The following is an 18,840-nucleotide window of genomic DNA, read 5'->3' as shown; positions in this document are numbered from 1 at the left end:
AGCCTGGAAGCGACGGAGATTGCCGCTTGAGGAGCACGTCAAGTGACAGCTGTGTTGAAAGTTTTCAAATGGGACGATGATTTGGCAGTCGAGCTTCCTCAAGAGCTAGTCGACCAATTCGCTCTTAAAGAAGGTGACGAACTCGAAATTTTGGCCGACCCTGCACTCGAAGCCGGGCTCGAAACCAAGGAAACGCCGGACACGGAGATGTGATGAGCCAAGTCTCGGCGTCGTCGCGGAAGCCTCACCCGCATGCCCAATCGAACTTCATGCCTTTGAAATCCAGCTGCGCGTTGCCGCCGCCGAAATTGTAGCCGCCGAAATATTCCTCGAACTCGATGTAGAACGGGCTCATCTCGGGCACGGCTTGGCAGGGCCGCATGGTGCCGCCGAGATGGTTGGGCGCATGGTCCTTGGACCAATCGTGCAGGCGGAAATTGTCGCGGCTCGCGACACCGTCGACATAATAGTAGTAGGGCTGATACCCGGTCGGCGGCCCGTGCTTCACATGCGTATCCTGCGGGCCCTTGCCGGCGTTGGGATCGTCAGCGCGCGCCGTCAGCACGATGGCGCGGTTCTCGGCGAGATCGGCGCGCGGCGTGCTCGGCAGCAGCTTCTTCGCATAGCCGGGCGCGGATTGGTGGAACGCGCTGGCGCCGCCGACGTGGAGCCAGCGCGGCCGCTCCGCGGTCGCAAGCGCGAGCGGTGCCGGCGGCGTTGCGAATGCGCCGTCATATTCGGCCTTGGTCAAAAGCAGCGCGGCATATTCGTAATCGAGAATGTCGGTCATGCGCGCGAGCCGCGGATGCGCGGGCCGTGCCGCCACCGCCTCGCGGATTTCAGGATCATCAGACGCGCCGCCGTCATTGTGGTCGGGCGCGGTCGCAAAGAACGACACCGCAACGATGTCCTCGCCATGCACGCGGTAGTCCTCAGGCAGCAGAAGCGTGAAGCCGTGCATCAGCGGATAGCCGGTGACGGGATCGAGCGGCCATTCTTCGCTGCTGATGCCCGGCGGCAGGCCAAACACCCAGCCATGATCGCGGGAGCGATCGGCGGAACGGTCCTGCATATGCAAATCATAAGCACGTGAAGGCAAGGCAAATACCACAGGCTGTCTCCCATTCGAACTCGAGCCCCGTCGTTGAGGCCTGGGTTAGTCGCGAGAAGCAGGGAAGTGGTTCGCGGATGATTGAGACACCTGGGACGCGCTCAACGCCAACTTTCGCGCGACGTTAAAGGTGTCGCACAAGGTTCATATTGATCGGCGTTGTTCTTGTCCTGTGTCGTGGATCACGCTGCCGATGTCAGCGGTCGCGCGCAATCGATGCGCTTGCGGTCGCGTGCAGAATGCATCGCTTCCCACAAATCGGTTCGCCGCTGCACGTTCAGCCAGAAGTCCGGGCTGTTGCCGAACACGCGGGCGAGAATCAGCGCGGTGGCTGCGGTGACGTTGCAGAGCTCGTTTGGCAGTTGCGATGATGCCATCATGCCAGTGTTTTGCCCGACGTGTCAAAGCGAATTTCGTAAAATCCGCAATAGGCGCAAAAATTTCCATTCGGTTCAACACCATTCCTACTGTGCATGGGGTTGTTTTCGCGCTGTTTCGATGGTCGTAAAGTGAACCTGCAAGAATCTCTTACAGGTTCATCGCCGTCAAAGCGGCTCACCCTCTCCGCCGCGCCGCGGCCGCGTCGACCACGTTGTCCACTTCCTCGCGCCAGGACAAGATCTCCATCGCCAGCACCGGGTGGTTGAAGCCCTTGAGCGTGAGATCGTCCAGCGCGCGGGCCTCGACCCATGGTTCGACCATGCCGTAGACGCGGCGGCTGGCCACGATCTGGTTGGCGTGGGCCTCGCTGCACAGGCGGGAGGCGAGGTTGGTGACGCTGCCGATCGCGGCATATTCCAGCCGCTGCTCGAAGCCGACCTGGCCGAGCGTCGCATAGCCGAGCGCGATGCCGATGCCGAACCCCAGGCTATGCCCGCGGTTGCGCCAGCGCTCGGTCAGCGGGCCGATCGTGTCGCGCATCTCCACCGCCATCTTCACGGCGCGCTTGGTGTGGTCCTCGAACTGGATCGGCGCGTTGAACAGGATCATCACGCCGTCGCCGGCATATTTGTCCAGCGTGCCTTCGTATTTGAAGATCAGCTGGCCGAGCGCTGCGTGATACTCGCGCAGCACGTTCATGGCCTCTTCCGGTTCGGTCGCCTCGGTGAACGCGGTGAAGCCGCGCAGATCGCAGAACACCACGGTGACCTCGCGGCGCTGGCTGGTGAGCAGCCCTTCGGGGCTGTCGGAGGAGGCGATCAGCTGGGCCACCTGGGGCGCCAGGAAGCGCTCGAGCTTGCGGATGCGCTCGATCTCGCCGAGCTGGGTCGCGACGCGTTCTTCCAGCGACTTGTTCCAGTTCTTCAGCTGCTCGGTCTGCTCGCGCAGCTGGTCGGCCTGGGCGCGCACGGTCTCGTTCGCCGTCTCCAGCGCGTGGCTCTTGTGGTCGACCTCGGTGAACAGGCGCGCATTGCGCATCGCCAGCACCGCCTGGTTGGCGAAGGTGCGCATCAGGCCGGTGAGGCTGCCTTCGAACGCACCGCCCGCGCGGCGCAGCACCACCAGCGCGCCGAGCGTGCCCTGCTGGTCGACCAGCGGCACCACCAGCACGGAGTGGAAGCCGGCATCAACAGCGACATCGCGCAGCGGCTGCTCCGCGGCGTGGTCGAGATCAGCAATCGCGATCGGCTCGCCGCGCCTCGCGGCATCGCTCAGGATGTTGTCGCCTTCGTCGATCGTGACATGGGCGCCTTCGGCCGATTTGTCGATGCCGTCGGCCTCGACCAGGTTGAAGCGGTGTCGTTCGGCGTCATAGCCGTAGATCAGCACCGCATCGGCATGGCTGATCTCCAGCGCGCGGGCCGCGATCGTCGGCAGCACCGCGTTGAGGTCGAGCGACGAGGCGACCGCGCGGCCGACCTCCTCCAGCACCTTCAGTTCGTTGATCGACTGCGCGAGGTCGCGGGTGCGCGCTTCGACCTTGGTCTCGAGGTCCGTGTAGGTCTCCTGCAGCTGGCCGGCCATGCGGTTGAACTGGACGGCGAGCTCTTCCAGCTCGTCCGACGTATGTACGTCGATGCGGTGGCTGAAGTCGCCTTCGCCGAGCTTGCGCGCACCGTCGCGCAGCGCCGTGATCGGAATGATCATGCGGCGCGCGAGCAGCGTGCCGGCGAGGATCGCGACCATCAGGCCCATGCCGATCAGGAGCGCGATGCGCACGAGCTGGTCGCGGATCGGCATCAAGGCCTGCGTGGTCGGCTGCTCGAACAGCACGCTCCAGCCGAGCTTCGGCACCGTGCTCGCGGCCGTCAGCACCGCATGGCCGTTGAAGTCGGTGCCCGACGTATCGCTCTCGCGGCCGGGCGCGATCGCCGCGGCGACCTGCGGCAGCTTCGACAGATCCGTGCCGATATCGGGCCCCCTCGACGAGGTCGCGAGCACGCGGCCGCGGGCGTCGACGACATAGGCGAAAGCGGCCTTGCCGACCTGGGCATCGGTGAGGAAGTCGGAGAGGAAGCCGAGATCGATCTCGGCCACGGTGACACCCGCATTGAAGCCGGAATGCGCCACCGAGATCGACATATAGGGGGTGCGGTCGAAGAAATAGGCCGGCGCATAACTGACGCCGCGGGCGACGGCTTCGGTGAAACGCATGTCGCGGGCGAGGTCGGTGTTGCCGCCGGTCGTGGTCGCCTGGCGCGAGACCCGCAGCACCTCGCGGCCGTCGCCGTTGAGCTGGTAGAGCTGGGAGATGACCGAAACCTGCTGCAGCAGCTGGGTGTAGTCGGCCCGGCGCTTTTCCAGCGTGTCCCGGCTTGCCGTCGTCACCCAGCTGATCTGGCGCTCGAGCTCGGAGGCGGATTGCTCGATCCGCCGGGCGGCTGCTTGCGCCTTGTCCTCGAGCCCGTCGGTCAGCTGTGTCTTGGTGGCGCGATAGGAGATCCAGGTCTCCATCGCGCCGTTGACGGCGAGGACGAACACGACGAGGCCGACGAGGGAGACGACATATTTGGCGAACAGGCCCTCGCGCAGAAACCGGGTCTTGTCTTTCGCTCCTGCCATCCGGATCCTCTCGCGCCGCGACCGACGCCGGCGCTAAGGGGCCGCGCGGGCCCCATGGCCCTTCTACCACAATTTGGGTCTGTGGACGGGTGAAGGGACCAGTGTGGTTACCGGTCCGGGACGCCGTCCTGGCTGGCTAAAGCATGATCCGGAAAAGCGCGTAGCGGTTTTCCGGAAAGATCATGCGCAAACAACAAGCTAAAGCGCGATGACGATTCATCCAAATCTCCATCGGGCTTTAGGGCGGTGAATTGTCGCGGCTGACGGTCCGCTCCTCACCGATTGAACAGCTGCCGCATCACGTCGTTCATCGGCTGGCTGTCCTGCTGGGCCTCGGGCGGGGCTTGGGGAGACTGATCCTGGGTCGGCGGGGCGGGCGATGCCTGCGGCGTCGGGGCGGTCGGGCTGCCTGGCAGGCTGCGGCTCCGGCCGGTGCCGTTTCCGGCGGCGCCGCTCGAGAGCCCCTGCTGGATCAGATTGCCGATCGCCTCGCCCAGCGGGCCGCCCAGCAGATTGTTCTGCCCTTGTGCTTGTCCTTGCCCCGGTTGCTGCATCTGCGGATTGGCGTTGCCGGCCGTATTGCCGCCGGGCACGGCGCCGCCGAGACCAAAACTGTTCAGGATGTTGCCGAGCCCGGCACCGTCAGGGCCGAACAGGCCCTTGCCCATCTCGCGCAGCTTGGCATAGGCGGCCTCCGGATTGTCGAGCACGCCGGCCATGTCGGGATAAATCCGCGGCTGCGACCATGGGCCTGTGATCATCACCGGTATGCCGAAGCCGACTGGCTCGGATGTGCGGCCCTGGCCTTGCGTTGTCATCACCAGCTTCGGCTCGACGCGGAACCCAATCATCTTGGTGTCGAGTGCAATGGTGCCGGCGCCGGTAACGCGCACCAGTGGCCCGATCAGATTGAGATCGGTCGTCACGGCCTGGCCCTTGTCGATGCGGAACGAGGCCGAGAGCTGCGACAGATCCGTGTTCTGCTCCTTGTTCTGCTCCTGGCTGAAATTCTGATTGTCCTGCCAGCCCGACAGCGTCCCCGACGTCAGCGAGCGGATCATCTGCGCGACATTGATGCCGCGGATGGCGCCGTCCTGGAAATTGACGAAGGCGGTGCCCTGCATGTTCGCCATCAGCGCGCGCTGGCTGGTGCCGGCGCTGCGCAGCGCGAGCTTGGCCTGCAGCTTGCCATCGATCCGGTCGAACTCGGCAAGGCCTTGCAGCAGCGGCAGTGCGCGCACGCCGACTAGGTCGGAATGCATCGCAAAGCTCGGCGCGCCGGTCGTCGCGTCGAGGATCACCTCGCCCGAAACCTGGCCGTCATAGGCGCCGAGATTGGCGGTGCCCGCCTTCAGGATGCCGCCGGCGAGTTTCGCATCGAGCGCCAGCGGCGCAAGGCGGGCCTCGCCGATGACGGCCTCGTTGGCCGAGACCCTGATCTGCGCGTCGACATAGTTGAGCCCGGACACGTCGATCGGCGCATCGCTCCAGGGCTGTCCGGCCGCGCCGTCCGGCGACTTCGCCAGCGGAATCGCGAGCCGCTGGAAGTCGAGATCGAGTTTCACCAGCGGCTTGCTGGCGATATCGACCGAGGCCCAGCCGTTGAACGAGCCGTCGCCGAGCGTGCCGTTGATGCCGTTGATCAACACGATCGCGCCGTTCATCCGCAGCTCGGCATGGCTGGCGAGCTGGGACTTCAGCACATCGGGCATGTCGATGGCGAAATCCATCGGGATGGTCTGTCGCTCGATCGGCGGCGCCGGCGCGGTCGCCTTGATGTCGAACTTGGTCGGGTGCTCCCCGATGCGCGCGGTACCGGCGATGCCGACCTTGCGGTCCTGGCCGGCGACGACGTCCGCATTGATGGCGCTGATGCGTCCCTCGACGCGGTCGCGCGCGCGCGAGAATGCGATTTCGCCGTTGGTGATCTTGACGCGGTCGATGGTTGCGCCGTTCATGTCGGGCGCGAGCGACTTCGGCGATGTGTCCGTGTTGGGCAGACGCTCACGCAGCAACGGCTGGTACAGCACCGGATGGGTGACGACGATCTCGCTGATCGCGGGATGACCCGACCACGCGTTTGCCAGCGACATGTCGGCCTGCACGCTGTCGATCGTCACACGCGTAATGCCGCTGCGATCCCGGGGATCGGTCAGCGTGAGGTCGTTCAGCGTGACGTTGAGCGTCGGCCACAGGCTGATCTTGGCGGTGCCGTTGATCGACAGGCGGTATCCGGTGGCCTGCTCGACGCGCGAGGCAATCGTCGCGGTCAGGAAGCCCGAGGGAATCCCGATCACCAGCAGCAGGCCGATCACGATGATGGTCGCGGCCACCGCCGCGCCGGCGAATTTCACAGCTTTCATGTCGACTTTCCAACGACGGACGAGCGGCATCGCATCCGGCCGATCGCCTATTCCTTAGGCCTGAGTCTATCCCGGGACGGGAAGCCGCTCCAAGCTGCTAAAAATAGTCAGGAGGTGCTGCAAAGTTATGTGACTTATGACACACTTCCCCGGCGCGGTTTTACGCGATTCTGACGTTCATGCTTCCAAGCGATTTGCCCGGGAAATTGTCGAGTCGATTCACAAGGACTTAGAAATGAGCAAGCAGGCCGAATTTGCGGTCATTCTGAAAATGAATGCCATGTTCGCCGATCTCGGTGCGGACGAAATCCAGCGGATGTCCGCCCTCTGCCACACCCAGCATCTGGCGAATGGCGAGGTGCTGTTCCAGAAGGGCGACCCGGGCGACGCCCTGTTCGGCGTGCGGCGCGGCCAGGTCCGGATCGAGACCGGCGCCTCCGACGGCAGCCGGCTGACGCTGAATTTCATGGGCCCGGGCGACCTGTTCGGCGAGGTTGCGGTGCTGGACGGCCAGAGCCGCACCGCTGACGCAACCGCCGGCGAGGCCAGCGAATTGTTCGTGCTGCGACGCGAGGACTTCCTCGCCTTTCTCGAGCGCGAGCCGAAGGTTGCGATCAAGATCATCGCGCTGCTCTGTCAGCGCATCCGGTGGCAGAGCGAGCGCATGGAAGAGTCGATGCTGCAGCCGCTGCCGGTGCGGCTGGCAAGGCGCCTGTGCGCGCTTGCCGCCGATTTCGGTTCCGAGGTTCACATCTCGCAGGAGCAACTCGGCGTCTTCGTCGGCGCCGCCCGCGAGAGCGTCAACCGCCAGCTTCAGGCCTGGCGCAAGGAAGCGATCCTGGACCTCCAGCGCGGCCGCATCCTGCTCAGGAACATGACCAAGCTGACGGCCATCGCGCGGAACGAGTAGGTCCAGCCGATCGCCGCGAGGAATGTCGCGCCGCTCGCTGCAGACCATCTCGCTTCAGACCATGCGGCGAAGAATTCATTCCGCCGCGGGATGCACAATGCTCTTCGGCGGCGGTAGCGCTTCAGGGGCCTCGGGATGATCGTCGGTCTCCGCATCCGCGCTGTGGACGATCAGCCGCTTGCCGAAGCGCCAGATCAGGGCGCCGAAATCGTCCATCACCATGAACATCGCGGGCACGAACACCAGCGACAGGATGGTCGAGAAGATCAGGCCGCCGATCACCGCGAGCGCCATCGGCGAGCGGAACTCGCCGCCGGCGCCGACAGCCAGCGCGCTCGGCATCATGCCTGCGGCCATCGCGATCGTGGTCATCACGATCGGGCGGGCGCGTTTCATGCCGGCGTCGATCATCGCCTCGTCGCGCGGCTTGCCGGCATGGATGGATTCGATCGCGAATTCCACCAGCATGATCGCGTTCTTGGTGACGATGCCCATCAGCATCAGGATGCCGATCCACACCGGCGTCGTCAGCTGTTTGCCGGTGACGAGCAGCGCTGCGATCGCGCCGCCGATCGAGAGCGGCAGCGAGAACAGGATGGTGATCGGCTGCAGGAAGGTGCCGAACAGCAGCACCAGCACCGCATAGACCATCATCAGGCCGGCCGTGATCGCCGTGGCAAAGCCGTCCGACAATTCGTTGAGGCTTTCGGCGTCGCCGGAGGGCGAGACCTTCACGCCCTTCGGCAGGCTCTTCATCACAGGCAGTTCGTAGATCTTCTTGGTGGCATCGCCGAGCGCCGCGGAACCGACGAGGTCGGCGGCGACGGTAGCCTGACGCTCGCGGTCGTAGCGGTTGATGCTGGTCGGTCCCTGGTCGAGCTTGACGTCGGCGATGACCGAGAGCGGCACGCCGCCTTTCTCGCCGTGTTCGCCGAGCGGTACGCGTAATTGCTCGAGCGTCTTGAGATTTCCGCGGGCGGCGTCCTCGAACTGCACGCGGATCGGCACCAGGCGGTCGCCGACGTCGAACTTGGCGAGCGCCGGGCCGACGTCGCCGATGGTTGCAACACGGATGGTCTGTGACAGGCTTTCGGTCGAGACGCCGAGCCGTGCGGCGAGATCGGCGCGAGGCTCGATACGCAGCTCGGGACGTTCGAGCGAGGTTTCCGAGATCACGTCGGAGATGGTCGGAATCCGCTTCATTTGCGTCGCAAGCTCGCTCGCGACGTTGTTGACGATGTTGGGATCGACACCGGTTACGACCAGCGAGATCGCGCGCAGACCGTTCTCGTCCAGGAACCAGAAACGGATGTCGGGAACGTTCTCCAGCTCCTGGCTGATCGAGAATTCGAGCTCGCGCTGGGTGATCCTGCGGTCGTTCTTGGGCGTGTAATTGATGATCAGGGCCGCGCGCCGGACTTCCTGCGTGCCCGGCGGCACGCGTCCGCCGTCAACGAAGATGCTCTTCACTTCGGATCGCTGGCGCAGCCGTGCGACGATGTCTTCGGTGACCTTTTCGGTATAGGCGAGCTGCGTGCCCGGAGGCAGTTCGAGGGCCAGCAGCGAACGGGCGCTGTCCTGCGCCGGCAGGAAGCCCTGCGGCAGCAGCGTGATGCTCCAGATCGAGGCCGCGAAGATACCGAAGCCGATCAGCACGGTGACGAAATAGTGCTTCACCGACCACGACACGAGGCTGTGATAGGTCCGCAGGATGCGGCCCGGCGGCGGCTCCTCGTGCGAGTGATGCTTGAGGAAGTAGGCCGCCAGCATCGGCGTGACGAAGCGCGCCGCGAGCAGCGAGAAGAACACCTGCACCGAGACCGTGATGCCGAATTGCTTGAAGAACTGTCCGGCGATGCCCGACATGAAGCTCGCAGGCGCGAAGATCGCGATGATGGTCAGCGAGATCGCGATCACGGCGAGGCCGATTTCGTCGGCGGCTTCGAGCGCGGCACGATAGGGCGATTTGCCCATGTTCATGTGCCGCACGATGTTCTCGATCTCGACGATGGCGTCGTCGACCAGAATGCCTGTCGACAGCGTGATGGCGAGGAAGCTCACGAGGTTGAGCGAGAAGCCGAGGATGTCCATCGCCCAGAACGCCGGGAAGATCGACAGCGGCAGCGAGACCGCCGCAATGATGGTGGCGCGCAGGTCGCGCAGGAACAAGAGCACGATGACGACGGCGAGGATGGCGCCCTCGAACAAGGTCGAGATCGCCGCTTCGTAATTGCCGTTGGTGTATTCGACCGAGGTGTCGATCAGCTTGAGATCGACATCGGGATAGGTGGCCTTGAGCGTGTCGATGCGCTTCTGCACGGCCTCGGCGACTTTCACGTCGCTGGCGCCCTTGGAACGCTTGATGCCGAGCGCGACCACCGGCTCGCCGTTGAAGCGGGCGAAGGTGCGGCGGTCGGCGATGGTGTCGGTCACGGTGCCGAGATCGTCGAGACGGACCTCGCCGCCGCCGAACAGGGGCACCATGGTGCCGGCGAGGTCGCTGAGCGTCTTGGCGCCGGCGAGGGTGCGGATCGCCTGGTCGTTCTTGCCGATTTCGGCGCGGCCGCCGGCGACGTCGACATTGGTGCCGCGCAGGCTCTGGCTGACATTGACGGCGGTCAGTCCCATCGCCTGCAGACGGTCGGGATCGAGCGAGACCAGGATCTCGCGCTCGACACCGCCGATGCGCTCGACCTGGGCGACGCCGCGCACGCCTTGCAGCGCGCGCTTGACCACGTCGTCGACGAAATAAGAGAGCTGCTCCGGCGTCTTGCCGGGCGAGATTGCGGCATAGGTGACGATTGGCAGGCCGATCACGTCGACGCGCTGGATCAGCGGCTCGGTGACGTTCTGCGGCAGGTTCGAGCGCACGCGCGTCACCGCGTCCTTGACGTCGTTGAGCGCGCGATCGGTGTTGGTCTCCAGCGCGAACTGGATCGTCGTGACCGACACGCCGTCGGTGATCGACGAGGTGATGTGCCTGACGCCTTCGACGCCTGACACGGCGTCTTCAACCGTCTTGGTGACCTGGGATTCGAGCTCGGCCGGTGCGGCGCCGAACTGCGAGACCGCGACCGAGATCACGGGAATGTCTGCGGACGGCAGCCGGGTGATCGCGAGCTTGGTGAAGGAGGTCCAGCCGAGGATCAGAAGGATGATCGAAAAGACCACCGACGGCAGCGGATTACGGATCGACCATGCCGAAATATTGAGAGCCATTAGCGTACCCGCGTGCGATCGAGTTCATCGGCGAACATGGTCTTGATCTGGTCGCCGTCATGCAGCGAAGAGCCGGCGTCGGCCACCACGATTTCTCCGACTTCGATCCCTTCAAGGATTTCAGTCTGGCTGTCGGACGTCAGCCCGACGCGCACCCGTCGTGTCTCGATGACGTTGCCTTTGACCACCTGCACGGTGAGATGGTCGATCGCGGTCCTGGGAACCGCGACGCCGCAGCTGCGCTTGGCGTCGATGGAGGCGCGGGCAAACACGCCGACTTTCAGCGAAGGATTATTGGTCACGCTGATGCGGACACGCCCGAGCTGCGTGGCGCGGTCGATCTCGGGCGCGACCAGCCGGACCCGACCGATCAGATCGGCTGCGTCGTCGCGGCTGATCCGCACCGTCGCGCCGGGGCTGAGCTTCGGCATGTGCACGGCCGGAACCTGCGCATCCAGCTCGATCTCGTTGTTGACGGCGATGCGGAACATCGGTCCCGCCTGCGGCGAGGCCGGGGCACCCACGATGGTGCGCACTTCCGTGATCAGACCCGGCGCCGGCGCCTTCAGCGAGATCGGACCCTGCGGGCCCGGTCGTTGCGGCTGGCCGGGGATCTGTGGCGGCGCCGTGAGGCGCGCCAATTCCTGGTTGTCGGTCACGACGGCGCCTTCAGTGACGAAGAGGTCGGTCACCTTCGACCCTTCCTGGTCCGGCATGACCACGGCCTCGCGCCGCGGCACGAAGAATCCGGTCACGCGCACCAGGTCCGAGAAGCAGGCATTGGTCGACTTCGCCACGATGACGAGCGCTTCGCCCGGCGTCTCTTTCGCCTCGGGATGATGCCGATGCTCGAACCAGTAATAGCCGACGCCGAGCACCAGGATGAACGCCACGGTTCCTGCAGGCTTGAGATATTCGGAGACGTTCATCGCCGGATCATCCTGGCCTGGCTCGAGGTTGCTGGGAGCGATTCCCTGAAACGAAGCGGCGTCCCGCAGGGCTGCGGGACGCGCGTTGGCAGCAAGACTTTACACCACATCAGGACTTGTCACTTCAACGGATTGCGTCGGTCACTTCGATGCGGTGGTCTTGTTTTCCATATTGACGACCTGCACGCGGCGGTTCACTTCCGCCATTGGCTGGCTCGGATCCTTCAGCTTGCTCTTGCCATAACCGACCGTGACGAGGTCGGTTGCTGCAATGCCGTATTTCTCGACGAGATAGCGCTTGATGGAATCCGCGCGGCGTTCCGACAGGTCCTGATTGTAGCTATCGCCGCCGGCGGCGTCGGTGTGGCCTGCGACGACGAAGGTCGAGCCCTTGAGGTCGGGGCTGGTCAGCGCGCGGCCGAGTGCCTGCACTGATGGCAGCGACTTGGTGCTGATATCGGCAGAGTTGTAGTCGAAGGTGATTTCGAGATCGATATTCGGCTTGTCCTTGGCGGCGGTTGCGATCTCCTCGCGCTCGGTCGAGGAGAGCGAGCGGGTGGCGCGGCCGCGGACGGACTGGATCAACTTGGTTTCCGCCACGTTCGGCACGGGATCCGCCTGCGGGCCGATCGAAAGGCCGCGGGTCAGCGGCTTTTTCGGCGCCGGCGCCAGGGCGCGGACGATCTCGTCCTCGGTGACGTTCTTGCTGTTGCTGTTGCCCTCGTCGCCGGCGAAGGCGGGCGGCAGTGTCAGCGACAGTGCAGCGCCGATGGTGATGACGGAGAGGATTGCGGTCAGTCCCTTTGCAGCCAATCTCATTGTCAGTCCCTCCTGCGCGTGCCCGCGCGGTTCCAAAATCCCGGTCACAGGCCCCACGGCAAGGCCTCTGGCATCCGTCCAGTTAGTCTTGGCCGGGCCGTCAGGGGTTCGAGCCGCCACCTGCCTCAAATCAAAAAAATATCAACGCACTCCGTAACTTGCGAATTCCTGGACGATGTTCGGATCCATCGCCTTGGCATTGGCGATGTCGAGCGAGCCTTCCTGGGCCGAGCCGTTGCGCTGCTTGGCCACGCCGCGGCCGTAGAGGGACGAGGTCAGGCGCGGGTTGATCCTCAGCGCCGCGTCAAAATCGGCGATGGCGTTCTTCACGGCTCCCGATTTGAGGTTCACCAGCCCGCGGCTATCCAGCGCATCGACGAAATTCGGCCGCAGCCGCAGCGCCTCGTTGCAATCCTTCAGCGCGCCCTGGAGGTCGCCGACCACGGTGCGGGTCCAGCAGCGATTGTTGAGGGCCTCGACGTCCTTCGCATTGATCCGGAGCGTGTCGTCGAAATCCTTGATGGCGAGGTTGTAGGCCCCCTTGCTGGCATAGACCTGGCCACGCCGGTACAGCGCATTCACGTCATCAGGGTTGGCGGCGATCTTGGCCGTCAGGCTCTTGATGGTCGGATCTTCAGCCAGCGTCGCGGCACTCGGGCCGCCATCGGCGTTCGGCGCCGGAGCGGTGTCGGCCGGCTTCACCGGCGGCACTGGAACGGTATCAAGCGGTTTGACCGGTGGTGCCAGCGGAGGCAACGCGGCGTCCACCTGCGGCTTTGGCGACGGCGGCGGTGACGGCGGTACGGGCGGCGCCGGCGGATTATTGGCAGCTACGGGCGGTGATGGCGGTGCTGGGGGTGGGTTGTTGGCGACAGGCGGCGCGGGGGGCTGCTGCGGCGCTGTCGTCATCGACGGCCGTGACCCGCCCGCGCCCGGGATGAACGAGAAATCTTCGGCGAGCGAGGAGGAGATCCACGGCACCTGCTCACCGCGCGAGGCGCGGGTGACGCCCATCTTGGTGCGGTTCAGCGTTTCCTCCGCCATGAGGTCGGGGACGCGGATTTCCTTGAGCAATTCCTGCACGAACAGGCTGTGGTCGCCGCCCGCATCCGAAACCACCGACGCCAGGGCCGCCGAATACATCACCAGCGTGCCGTTCGGCGCGATAACAGGCGTCAGGCCGGCCGAGAAACTGCGGAACCGGCGTTCGAACGGGTTGCGCCTGGAGGCATCGATCAGCGCGATCTTGACGCCGGCACCGCGGGTGTTGAGCTCGCCCAGGATGGCCTCGATGCTGAAACCGTCGCGTCGGACGTCGGACTCGGTCCAGATCTGCGCATCGATCGGGATCATGTAGCTCTGGCGCGCCGACTGGATGCCGAATCCGCTGTAGAATACCAGCGCCACGGAGCCGGGCTTGATCTTGCCGTAGAGCTTGTCGAAGGCACGCCGCATGCCGTCGCCGGTCAGGTTTTCGCCAACCTCGACCGTAAAGCCGTCGCGCTTGAGCTCATCGGCGACGTCGCGGGCGTCGTTGATCGGCTCCTTCAGCGGGCTGTCGGCATCAGGATATTTTGCGTTGCCGATGACCAGCGCGAAGCGGTCGCCGGCCGCGAGCGACGGGGCGGTCGGAACAAGCGTCACAAGCAAAGGCAGAAGAAAAAGGAAGCGAATCTTCATAATCAGCGCGGTCCAGCCAAAAAGGCGCCGTCCAGCTTGCGCCGCGGCGACCTTAACTTACGCAATGGGCATTATCAAACCGGCGAATGAGGGCGTCAACCGCTTGGAGATTCGGCATTATCGCGACAATTGACCGCGACACGAAGGCCGGTTGTGGGGGGAATAGTTCGGCGGTCACGGTCTCGCTCGACGCGTCTCGATCAGGGTTCGGACAGCCATGTTAGGCCGGCACTCGCGACGAAAATGTGATTGGTCTCACATTGAGAGCCTGGGTTCGCCGCAACCCCGCGACGTTTGACCTTTTTGGCGGGCGATGGCTTGGTGCGCCAGGGTCCATTCAGAAAAGCAAAAGCCGGGATCGAAGCCAGGATGAATGTCATGGGAAACGCCTACGAAATCTATGCCTTGCGCTATGCGACGATGTCACCGCGCACCCCCAACATGAATTTCTTGGCACCCGATCCGCATGACGGCGCAGCGCAGGATCTGGACTACTTCGTTTGGCTGATCCGGGGGCACGGCCGCGACATTCTGGTCGATACCGGCTTCAATGCCGAGGAGGCGAGCGCACGGGCGCGCAAGCTGACGCTCAATCCGGTCGATGCGCTGGAGCGCTTTGGCGTCGCGGCGTCAGCCATCCGCGACATTATCGTGACGCATTTGCACTACGATCACGCCGGCAATCTCGATCGCTTTCCGAACGCGCGCTTCCATCTCCAGGAGCGCGAGATGGCCTACGCGACCGGCCGCTGCATGTGCAACGGACTGCTGCGCCATCCGTTCTCGGTCGAGCACGTCACGCAGATGGTGCGCCATGTCTATGGTGAGCGTGTCAGCTTCTATTCCGGCGACGGCGAGGTCGCGCCCGGTGTGACCGTGCATCGCGTCGGCGGCCATTCCGACGGCTTGCAGGTGGTCAAGGTCGAGACCGCGCGCGGGCCGGTGGTGCTGGCGTCGGACGCTGCGCATTACTACGCCAATCTGCAGCGACGCAGCCCGTTCCCGATCGTCTACAATGTCGGCGACATGGCCGCCGGCTGGGAGACGATCGAACGTCTGGCCGGCCATCCCGATCGCTACATTCCCGGTCATGATCCGATCGTGACGGAAATCTATCCGCGCGCCAGCGACAAGGTCGACGCCTGGGCGCTGCATTTGCCGCCGACGCGGTCGTTTGCGAAGTGATGATGCGGCCGTCATTCCGGGATGCGCCGAAGGCGCAGACCCGGAATCCATCGCGACTCTGGTTTCGTGGATGAAGGGATACCGGGTTCGCTCTACGCGCGCCCCGGAATGACAGCGGTAACTAATACGCCTGCTTGGCGTCGGCCTCTTCGCTGGTCTGGATCAGGTCGAGGCTCTCCTCGATCTTGCCGAGCAGGGCGGAGAGCTGCTTACGCTCATGCGCGGAGAGGCACGCCAAAATCTCGTCTTCTCGCCGCAACAGTTGCGGGAACAGCTCTTCGTAGAGCGCGCGGCCCTTCTTCGTGAGTTGCAGGCGGAATTCGCGGCGATCGGCTTCGTTCTCGACCCGCTCGATCAGGCCGTCATGCAGCAGCGTGGTCACCGCGCGGCTGATGGTGGATTTGTGCGTGCGCGTGCATTGCGAGATGAACTGCGCGCTGCAGGCATCAACGCGGAAGCCGAGTGTGGCAATCACCCGCCAGGCCGGAATGTCGAGGCCATGCCGCTCCTCATACTCGACCGCCAGCGCGGAACTGACCTCCGCTGCAATCCGGTTGAGGCGGAACGGAACGAACTTGAACAGATCGAGCCGCGATTTGGGCCGCGGTGAAGCCTCGTCTGCTTCTTTCGTCTGCAGCGCAATGTTGCTGGATGTCCTCGCCAAGAAGAGCGCTCCGAATTCCAGTTGACGGCCGGCCGGCTCCGGTCCAATAATAGTTGCACGTGAGACTATCTAGCAGATCGGTCCTCTTCTGACCAGAGCCGAGGTTAGTGTATGGCGCCGGCCAATACGCATCAGGCCAATACCCCTCAAGCGAAGACCCAGTTCGGCTATCGCCGCCATCCGGACCAGGATCGTCCCGGGCAAAGTCCGGCCGAACACCCGGTCGTGGTCGTCGGGGCAGGCCCCGTCGGGCTGTCGCTGGCGATCGATCTTGCCCAGCGTGGACAGCGTGTCGTCCTTCTGGATGATGCCGACCGCATCGGCGAAGGTTCGCGCGCGATCTGCTTCTCCAAGCGCTCGCTGGAATATTGGGACCGGCTCGGCGTCGCCGATCGCATGGTCAACAAGGGCGTGGTGTGGAGCGTCGGCCGTATCTTTCACGGCGAGTCCCAGCTCTATCAATTCAACCTGCTGCCGGAGGACGGCCACAAGCGGCCGGCTTTCATCAACCTCCAGCAATATTACGCCGAGGCTTATCTGGTCGATCGCATCCAGGATCTGCCTGCGATCGACCTGCGCTGGCGCAACAAGGTGACCGCGGTCGAGCAGCGCAACGACTCCGCGGTGCTGACGATCGAAACACCCGATGGCGCCTACCGCCTGCACGCGCAATATGTCGTCGCCTGCGACGGCGCCCGCTCCTCGCTGCGGCAGATGGTCGGTGCCGAGTTTGCAGGGCAGGTGTTCGAGGACCAGTTCCTGATCGCCGACGTCAAGATGGCCGCGGAATTCCCGACGGAGCGTTGGTTCTGGTTCGATCCGCCATTTCATGCCGGGCGTTCAGCGCTCCTGCATAAGCAGCCCGACGACGTCTGGCGCATCGATCTCCAGCTCAATCGCTATGCCGATCCGGTTCTCGAGAAGAAGCCCGAGAATGTGCGGCCGCGGATCGCGCGCATGCTCGGCCACGACAAGTTCGAGTTCGAGTGGATCTCGCTCTACAAATTCCAGTGCCGGCGGATGGATCGCTTCATCCATGGCCGCGTCATTTTCGCCGGCGATTCCGCGCACCAGGTCTCGCCTTTCGGCGCGCGCGGCGCGAACTCGGGCCTCGAAGACGCCGAGAATCTGTCCTGGAAGCTCGACCGCGTGCTGCGCGGCACTTCGCCCGCGAGCCTGCTGGAGACCTATCATGTCGAGCGGAGCCTCGCCGCCGACGAGAACATCCGCGAATCCACCCGCTCGACCGATTTCATGGCGCCGAATTCGCATCAGGAAGCACGGCTGCGCCAGGCGGTGCTGTCACTGGCCAAGGAAACCGAGTTCGGCAAGCGCATGGTCAATGGCGGCCGGCTCTCGGTGCCATGCAGCTATGACTCGCCACTGTCATCGCGCGATGCGGATGCGTGGCGGAGCGGACCGTCGCCCGGCTGCTCCATGCTCGATGCGCCCATTGGTCAGCAGGCCTATTTGACCGATGCGTTCCGCAAGGGTGGAACCGGCTTTACCCTGTTGTCGTTCTGCAATGGCGCCGCGATCGATGCGCCCGATGGCGTGAAGGACATCCGCATCGGCGGCGAGGGCGGGCTTGCCGATCCCCAGGGCCTGGTCGCGAAGCGCTATGACGCCGAGCCGGGTACGGCCTATCTGCTCAGGCCCGATGGCTATGTCGCGGCGCGCTTCCGTCATCCGACGCGTGAGGCGATCGCAGCCGCGCTGTCGCGAGCCGCAGGACTGAATTGAGGTTTGTGATGCCGCTGTCCACGAGCTCTAATTTTGCGCGTCCCGACGACGCCTTTCGCGCCATCGTCGAGGCGCATCGCGGCCTCACCGAGGAGCAGAGCGCGGATTTCGACGCGGCGCTGGTTCTGATCCTCGCCAACCATATCGGCGACATCGACGTGCTGAGGGATGCGCTCGCGCTGGCGAAACGCCGCATGGTCGACAGCCAGCAGCAGCAACAACAGCAACAACAATAACTCGAGCCAAGGACGAACTGATGGCGAAGAACTTCGCATCCACCGGCGATCTTTCCGAGAAGAAAATCACTTTCTCGGAGATCGGCACCGATCTTTACGCCTTCACAGCCGAGGGCGATCCGAACACGGCCGTGATCGTCGGCGATGACGGTTGCCTGGTGTTCGACGCTCAGGCAACGCCTGCAATGGCGAACAAGGTGATCGAGCGCGTCCGCGCCGTCACCGACAAGCCGATCAAATATGTGGTGCTGTCGCACTATCACGCGGTGCGCGTGCTCGGTGCGTCCGCCTACAAGGCGCAAGGCATCGTGGCGTCGCAGGAGACTTATCGTCTCATCGAGGAGCGCGGCAAGCAGGATTGGGATTCCGAATACGGCCGCTTTCCGCGCCTGTTCCAGGATGCGCAAAGCATTCCCGGGCTGACCTGGCCGACGCTGACCTTCGAAGGCGAGATGTCGATCTATCTCGGCAAGCGCGAGGTGCGGCTGATGCAGCTCGGTGCCGGCCACACCTCCGGCGACATCGTCGCCTGGGTGCCCGACGCGGAAGTGATGTTCTCCGGCGATCTCATCGAATACCACTCGGCCTGCTATTGCGGCGATGCGCATTTGCGGGAATGGCCGATGACGCTGAACGAGATCCGCAATTTCAATCCCAAGGCGATCGCGCCGGGTCGCGGCGATGCGCTGAAGGGAACGGCCACGGTGCGCGAGGCCATCGCGATGACGCGCGACTTCGTCACTTCGCTCTATGGTGCCGCCGAAATGTCGGTGGCCAAGGGCCGCAGCTTGAAGGAATCGATGGCGGCGACGCGCGAAGTGATGGACCCGAAATTTTCGAGCTTCGCCATCTACGAGCACTGTCTGCCGTTCAACGTCTCGCGCGCCTATGACGAAGCGTCGGGGATCGACGACCCCGTGATCTGGACCGACAAGCGCGACCAGGAGATGTGGGCCGCCCTGCAAGGAGGAGGATAGT

General features: G+C 64.3%; 14 protein-coding genes and 1 pseudogene. 6 read left to right on the top strand and 9 right to left on the bottom strand.

The window, feature by feature from the left end; translation table 11 throughout:
* Window positions 1-42 precede the first annotated feature (42 nt).
* Window positions 43-213 carry an AbrB/MazE/SpoVT family DNA-binding domain-containing protein gene (locus JQ621_RS33910; protein ID WP_212241431.1) on the top strand — a complete coding sequence of 57 codons (171 nt, stop codon included), beginning with the start codon at window positions 43-45 and terminating at the stop codon, window positions 211-213.
* Window positions 214-244: 31 nt separating this feature from the next.
* Here the strand turns inward: JQ621_RS33910 and JQ621_RS33905 are convergent, their stop codons facing one another.
* From JQ621_RS33905 to JQ621_RS33890, 4 genes and pseudogenes are all read right to left on the bottom strand, one after another.
* The gene (locus tag JQ621_RS33905; protein WP_249125742.1) at window positions 245-1,072 is read right to left on the bottom strand and encodes a hypothetical protein; all 828 of its coding nucleotides are present in this window, start codon (window positions 1,070-1,072) and stop codon (window positions 245-247) included.
* A gap of 221 nt (window positions 1,073-1,293) precedes the next feature.
* A pseudogene (locus tag JQ621_RS33900) lies at window positions 1,294-1,467 on the bottom strand (helix-turn-helix transcriptional regulator); the annotation flags it as partial.
* Between the two features lie 199 nt (window positions 1,468-1,666).
* Entirely contained in the window at window positions 1,667-4,114 is a 2,448-nt protein-coding gene (locus JQ621_RS33895) for an adenylate/guanylate cyclase domain-containing protein (protein ID WP_212241427.1), read from the bottom strand.
* Between the two features lie 275 nt (window positions 4,115-4,389).
* Entirely contained in the window at window positions 4,390-6,477 is a 2,088-nt protein-coding gene (locus JQ621_RS33890) for an AsmA family protein (RefSeq protein WP_212241425.1), read from the bottom strand.
* Between the two features lie 235 nt (window positions 6,478-6,712).
* Between JQ621_RS33890 and JQ621_RS33885 the strand changes: the two genes are divergently transcribed.
* Entirely contained in the window at window positions 6,713-7,387 is a 675-nt protein-coding gene (locus JQ621_RS33885; protein WP_212241424.1) for a Crp/Fnr family transcriptional regulator, read from the top strand.
* Between the two features lie 75 nt (window positions 7,388-7,462).
* Here JQ621_RS33885 and JQ621_RS33880 read toward each other — a convergent pair whose 3' ends face one another.
* From JQ621_RS33880 to JQ621_RS33865, 4 genes are all read right to left on the bottom strand, one after another.
* Complete coding sequence (locus JQ621_RS33880; protein WP_212241423.1) at window positions 7,463-10,606, bottom strand: efflux RND transporter permease subunit; 3,144 nt, start codon at window positions 10,604-10,606, stop codon at window positions 7,463-7,465.
* Window positions 10,606-11,535 carry an efflux RND transporter periplasmic adaptor subunit gene (locus JQ621_RS33875; protein ID WP_212241422.1) on the bottom strand — a complete coding sequence of 310 codons (930 nt, stop codon included), beginning with the start codon at window positions 11,533-11,535 and terminating at the stop codon, window positions 10,606-10,608. Before JQ621_RS33875 ends, JQ621_RS33880 begins: the two co-directional genes overlap by 1 nt.
* A 141-nt stretch (window positions 11,536-11,676) precedes the next feature.
* On the bottom strand, window positions 11,677-12,354 hold the full coding sequence (locus JQ621_RS33870; protein WP_212241421.1) for an OmpA family protein: 678 nt from the start codon (window positions 12,352-12,354) through the stop codon (window positions 11,677-11,679).
* 141 nt (window positions 12,355-12,495) lie between these two features.
* Window positions 12,496-14,034, bottom strand: coding sequence for a caspase family protein (locus JQ621_RS33865; RefSeq protein WP_212241420.1), 1,539 nt, complete (start codon window positions 14,032-14,034; stop codon window positions 12,496-12,498).
* Between the two features lie 378 nt (window positions 14,035-14,412).
* On the opposite strand from JQ621_RS33865, the gene JQ621_RS33860 reads away from it, so the two are divergent.
* Window positions 14,413-15,219 carry an N-acyl homoserine lactonase family protein gene (locus JQ621_RS33860; protein WP_212241419.1) on the top strand — a complete coding sequence of 269 codons (807 nt, stop codon included), beginning with the start codon at window positions 14,413-14,415 and terminating at the stop codon, window positions 15,217-15,219.
* Between the two features lie 121 nt (window positions 15,220-15,340).
* On the opposite strand, the gene JQ621_RS33855 is transcribed toward JQ621_RS33860, so the two are convergent.
* Window positions 15,341-15,883: a MarR family winged helix-turn-helix transcriptional regulator gene (locus tag JQ621_RS33855; protein ID WP_212241418.1), complete on the bottom strand. Its 543-nt coding sequence runs from the start codon at window positions 15,881-15,883 to the stop codon at window positions 15,341-15,343.
* Between the two features lie 111 nt (window positions 15,884-15,994).
* Here JQ621_RS33855 and JQ621_RS33850 point away from each other — a divergent pair, with 111 nt between their 5' ends.
* The 3 genes from JQ621_RS33850 to JQ621_RS33840 are packed head-to-tail and all read left to right on the top strand — an operon-like array spanning window position 15,995 to window position 18,839.
* Window positions 15,995-17,626, top strand: a complete 1,632-nt coding sequence (locus tag JQ621_RS33850) for an FAD-dependent oxidoreductase (RefSeq protein WP_212241416.1) — start codon at window positions 15,995-15,997, stop codon at window positions 17,624-17,626.
* 8 nt (window positions 17,627-17,634) lie between these two features.
* Complete coding sequence (locus tag JQ621_RS33845) at window positions 17,635-17,862, top strand: DUF2783 domain-containing protein (RefSeq protein WP_212241415.1); 228 nt, start codon at window positions 17,635-17,637, stop codon at window positions 17,860-17,862.
* Window positions 17,863-17,882: 20 nt separating this feature from the next.
* Window positions 17,883-18,839, top strand: coding sequence for an MBL fold metallo-hydrolase (locus JQ621_RS33840; RefSeq protein ID WP_212241414.1), 957 nt, complete (start codon window positions 17,883-17,885; stop codon window positions 18,837-18,839).
* Window position 18,840: the final 1 nt, after the last annotated feature.

The sequence above is a fragment of the Bradyrhizobium manausense genome (genome assembly GCF_018129685.1).
GTDB classification, from domain to species: Bacteria; Pseudomonadota; Alphaproteobacteria; order Rhizobiales; family Xanthobacteraceae; genus Bradyrhizobium; species Bradyrhizobium manausense_D.
Note: the sequence above shows the minus strand (reverse complement) of the source record. Positions and strands in the feature narration are given on the sequence as shown.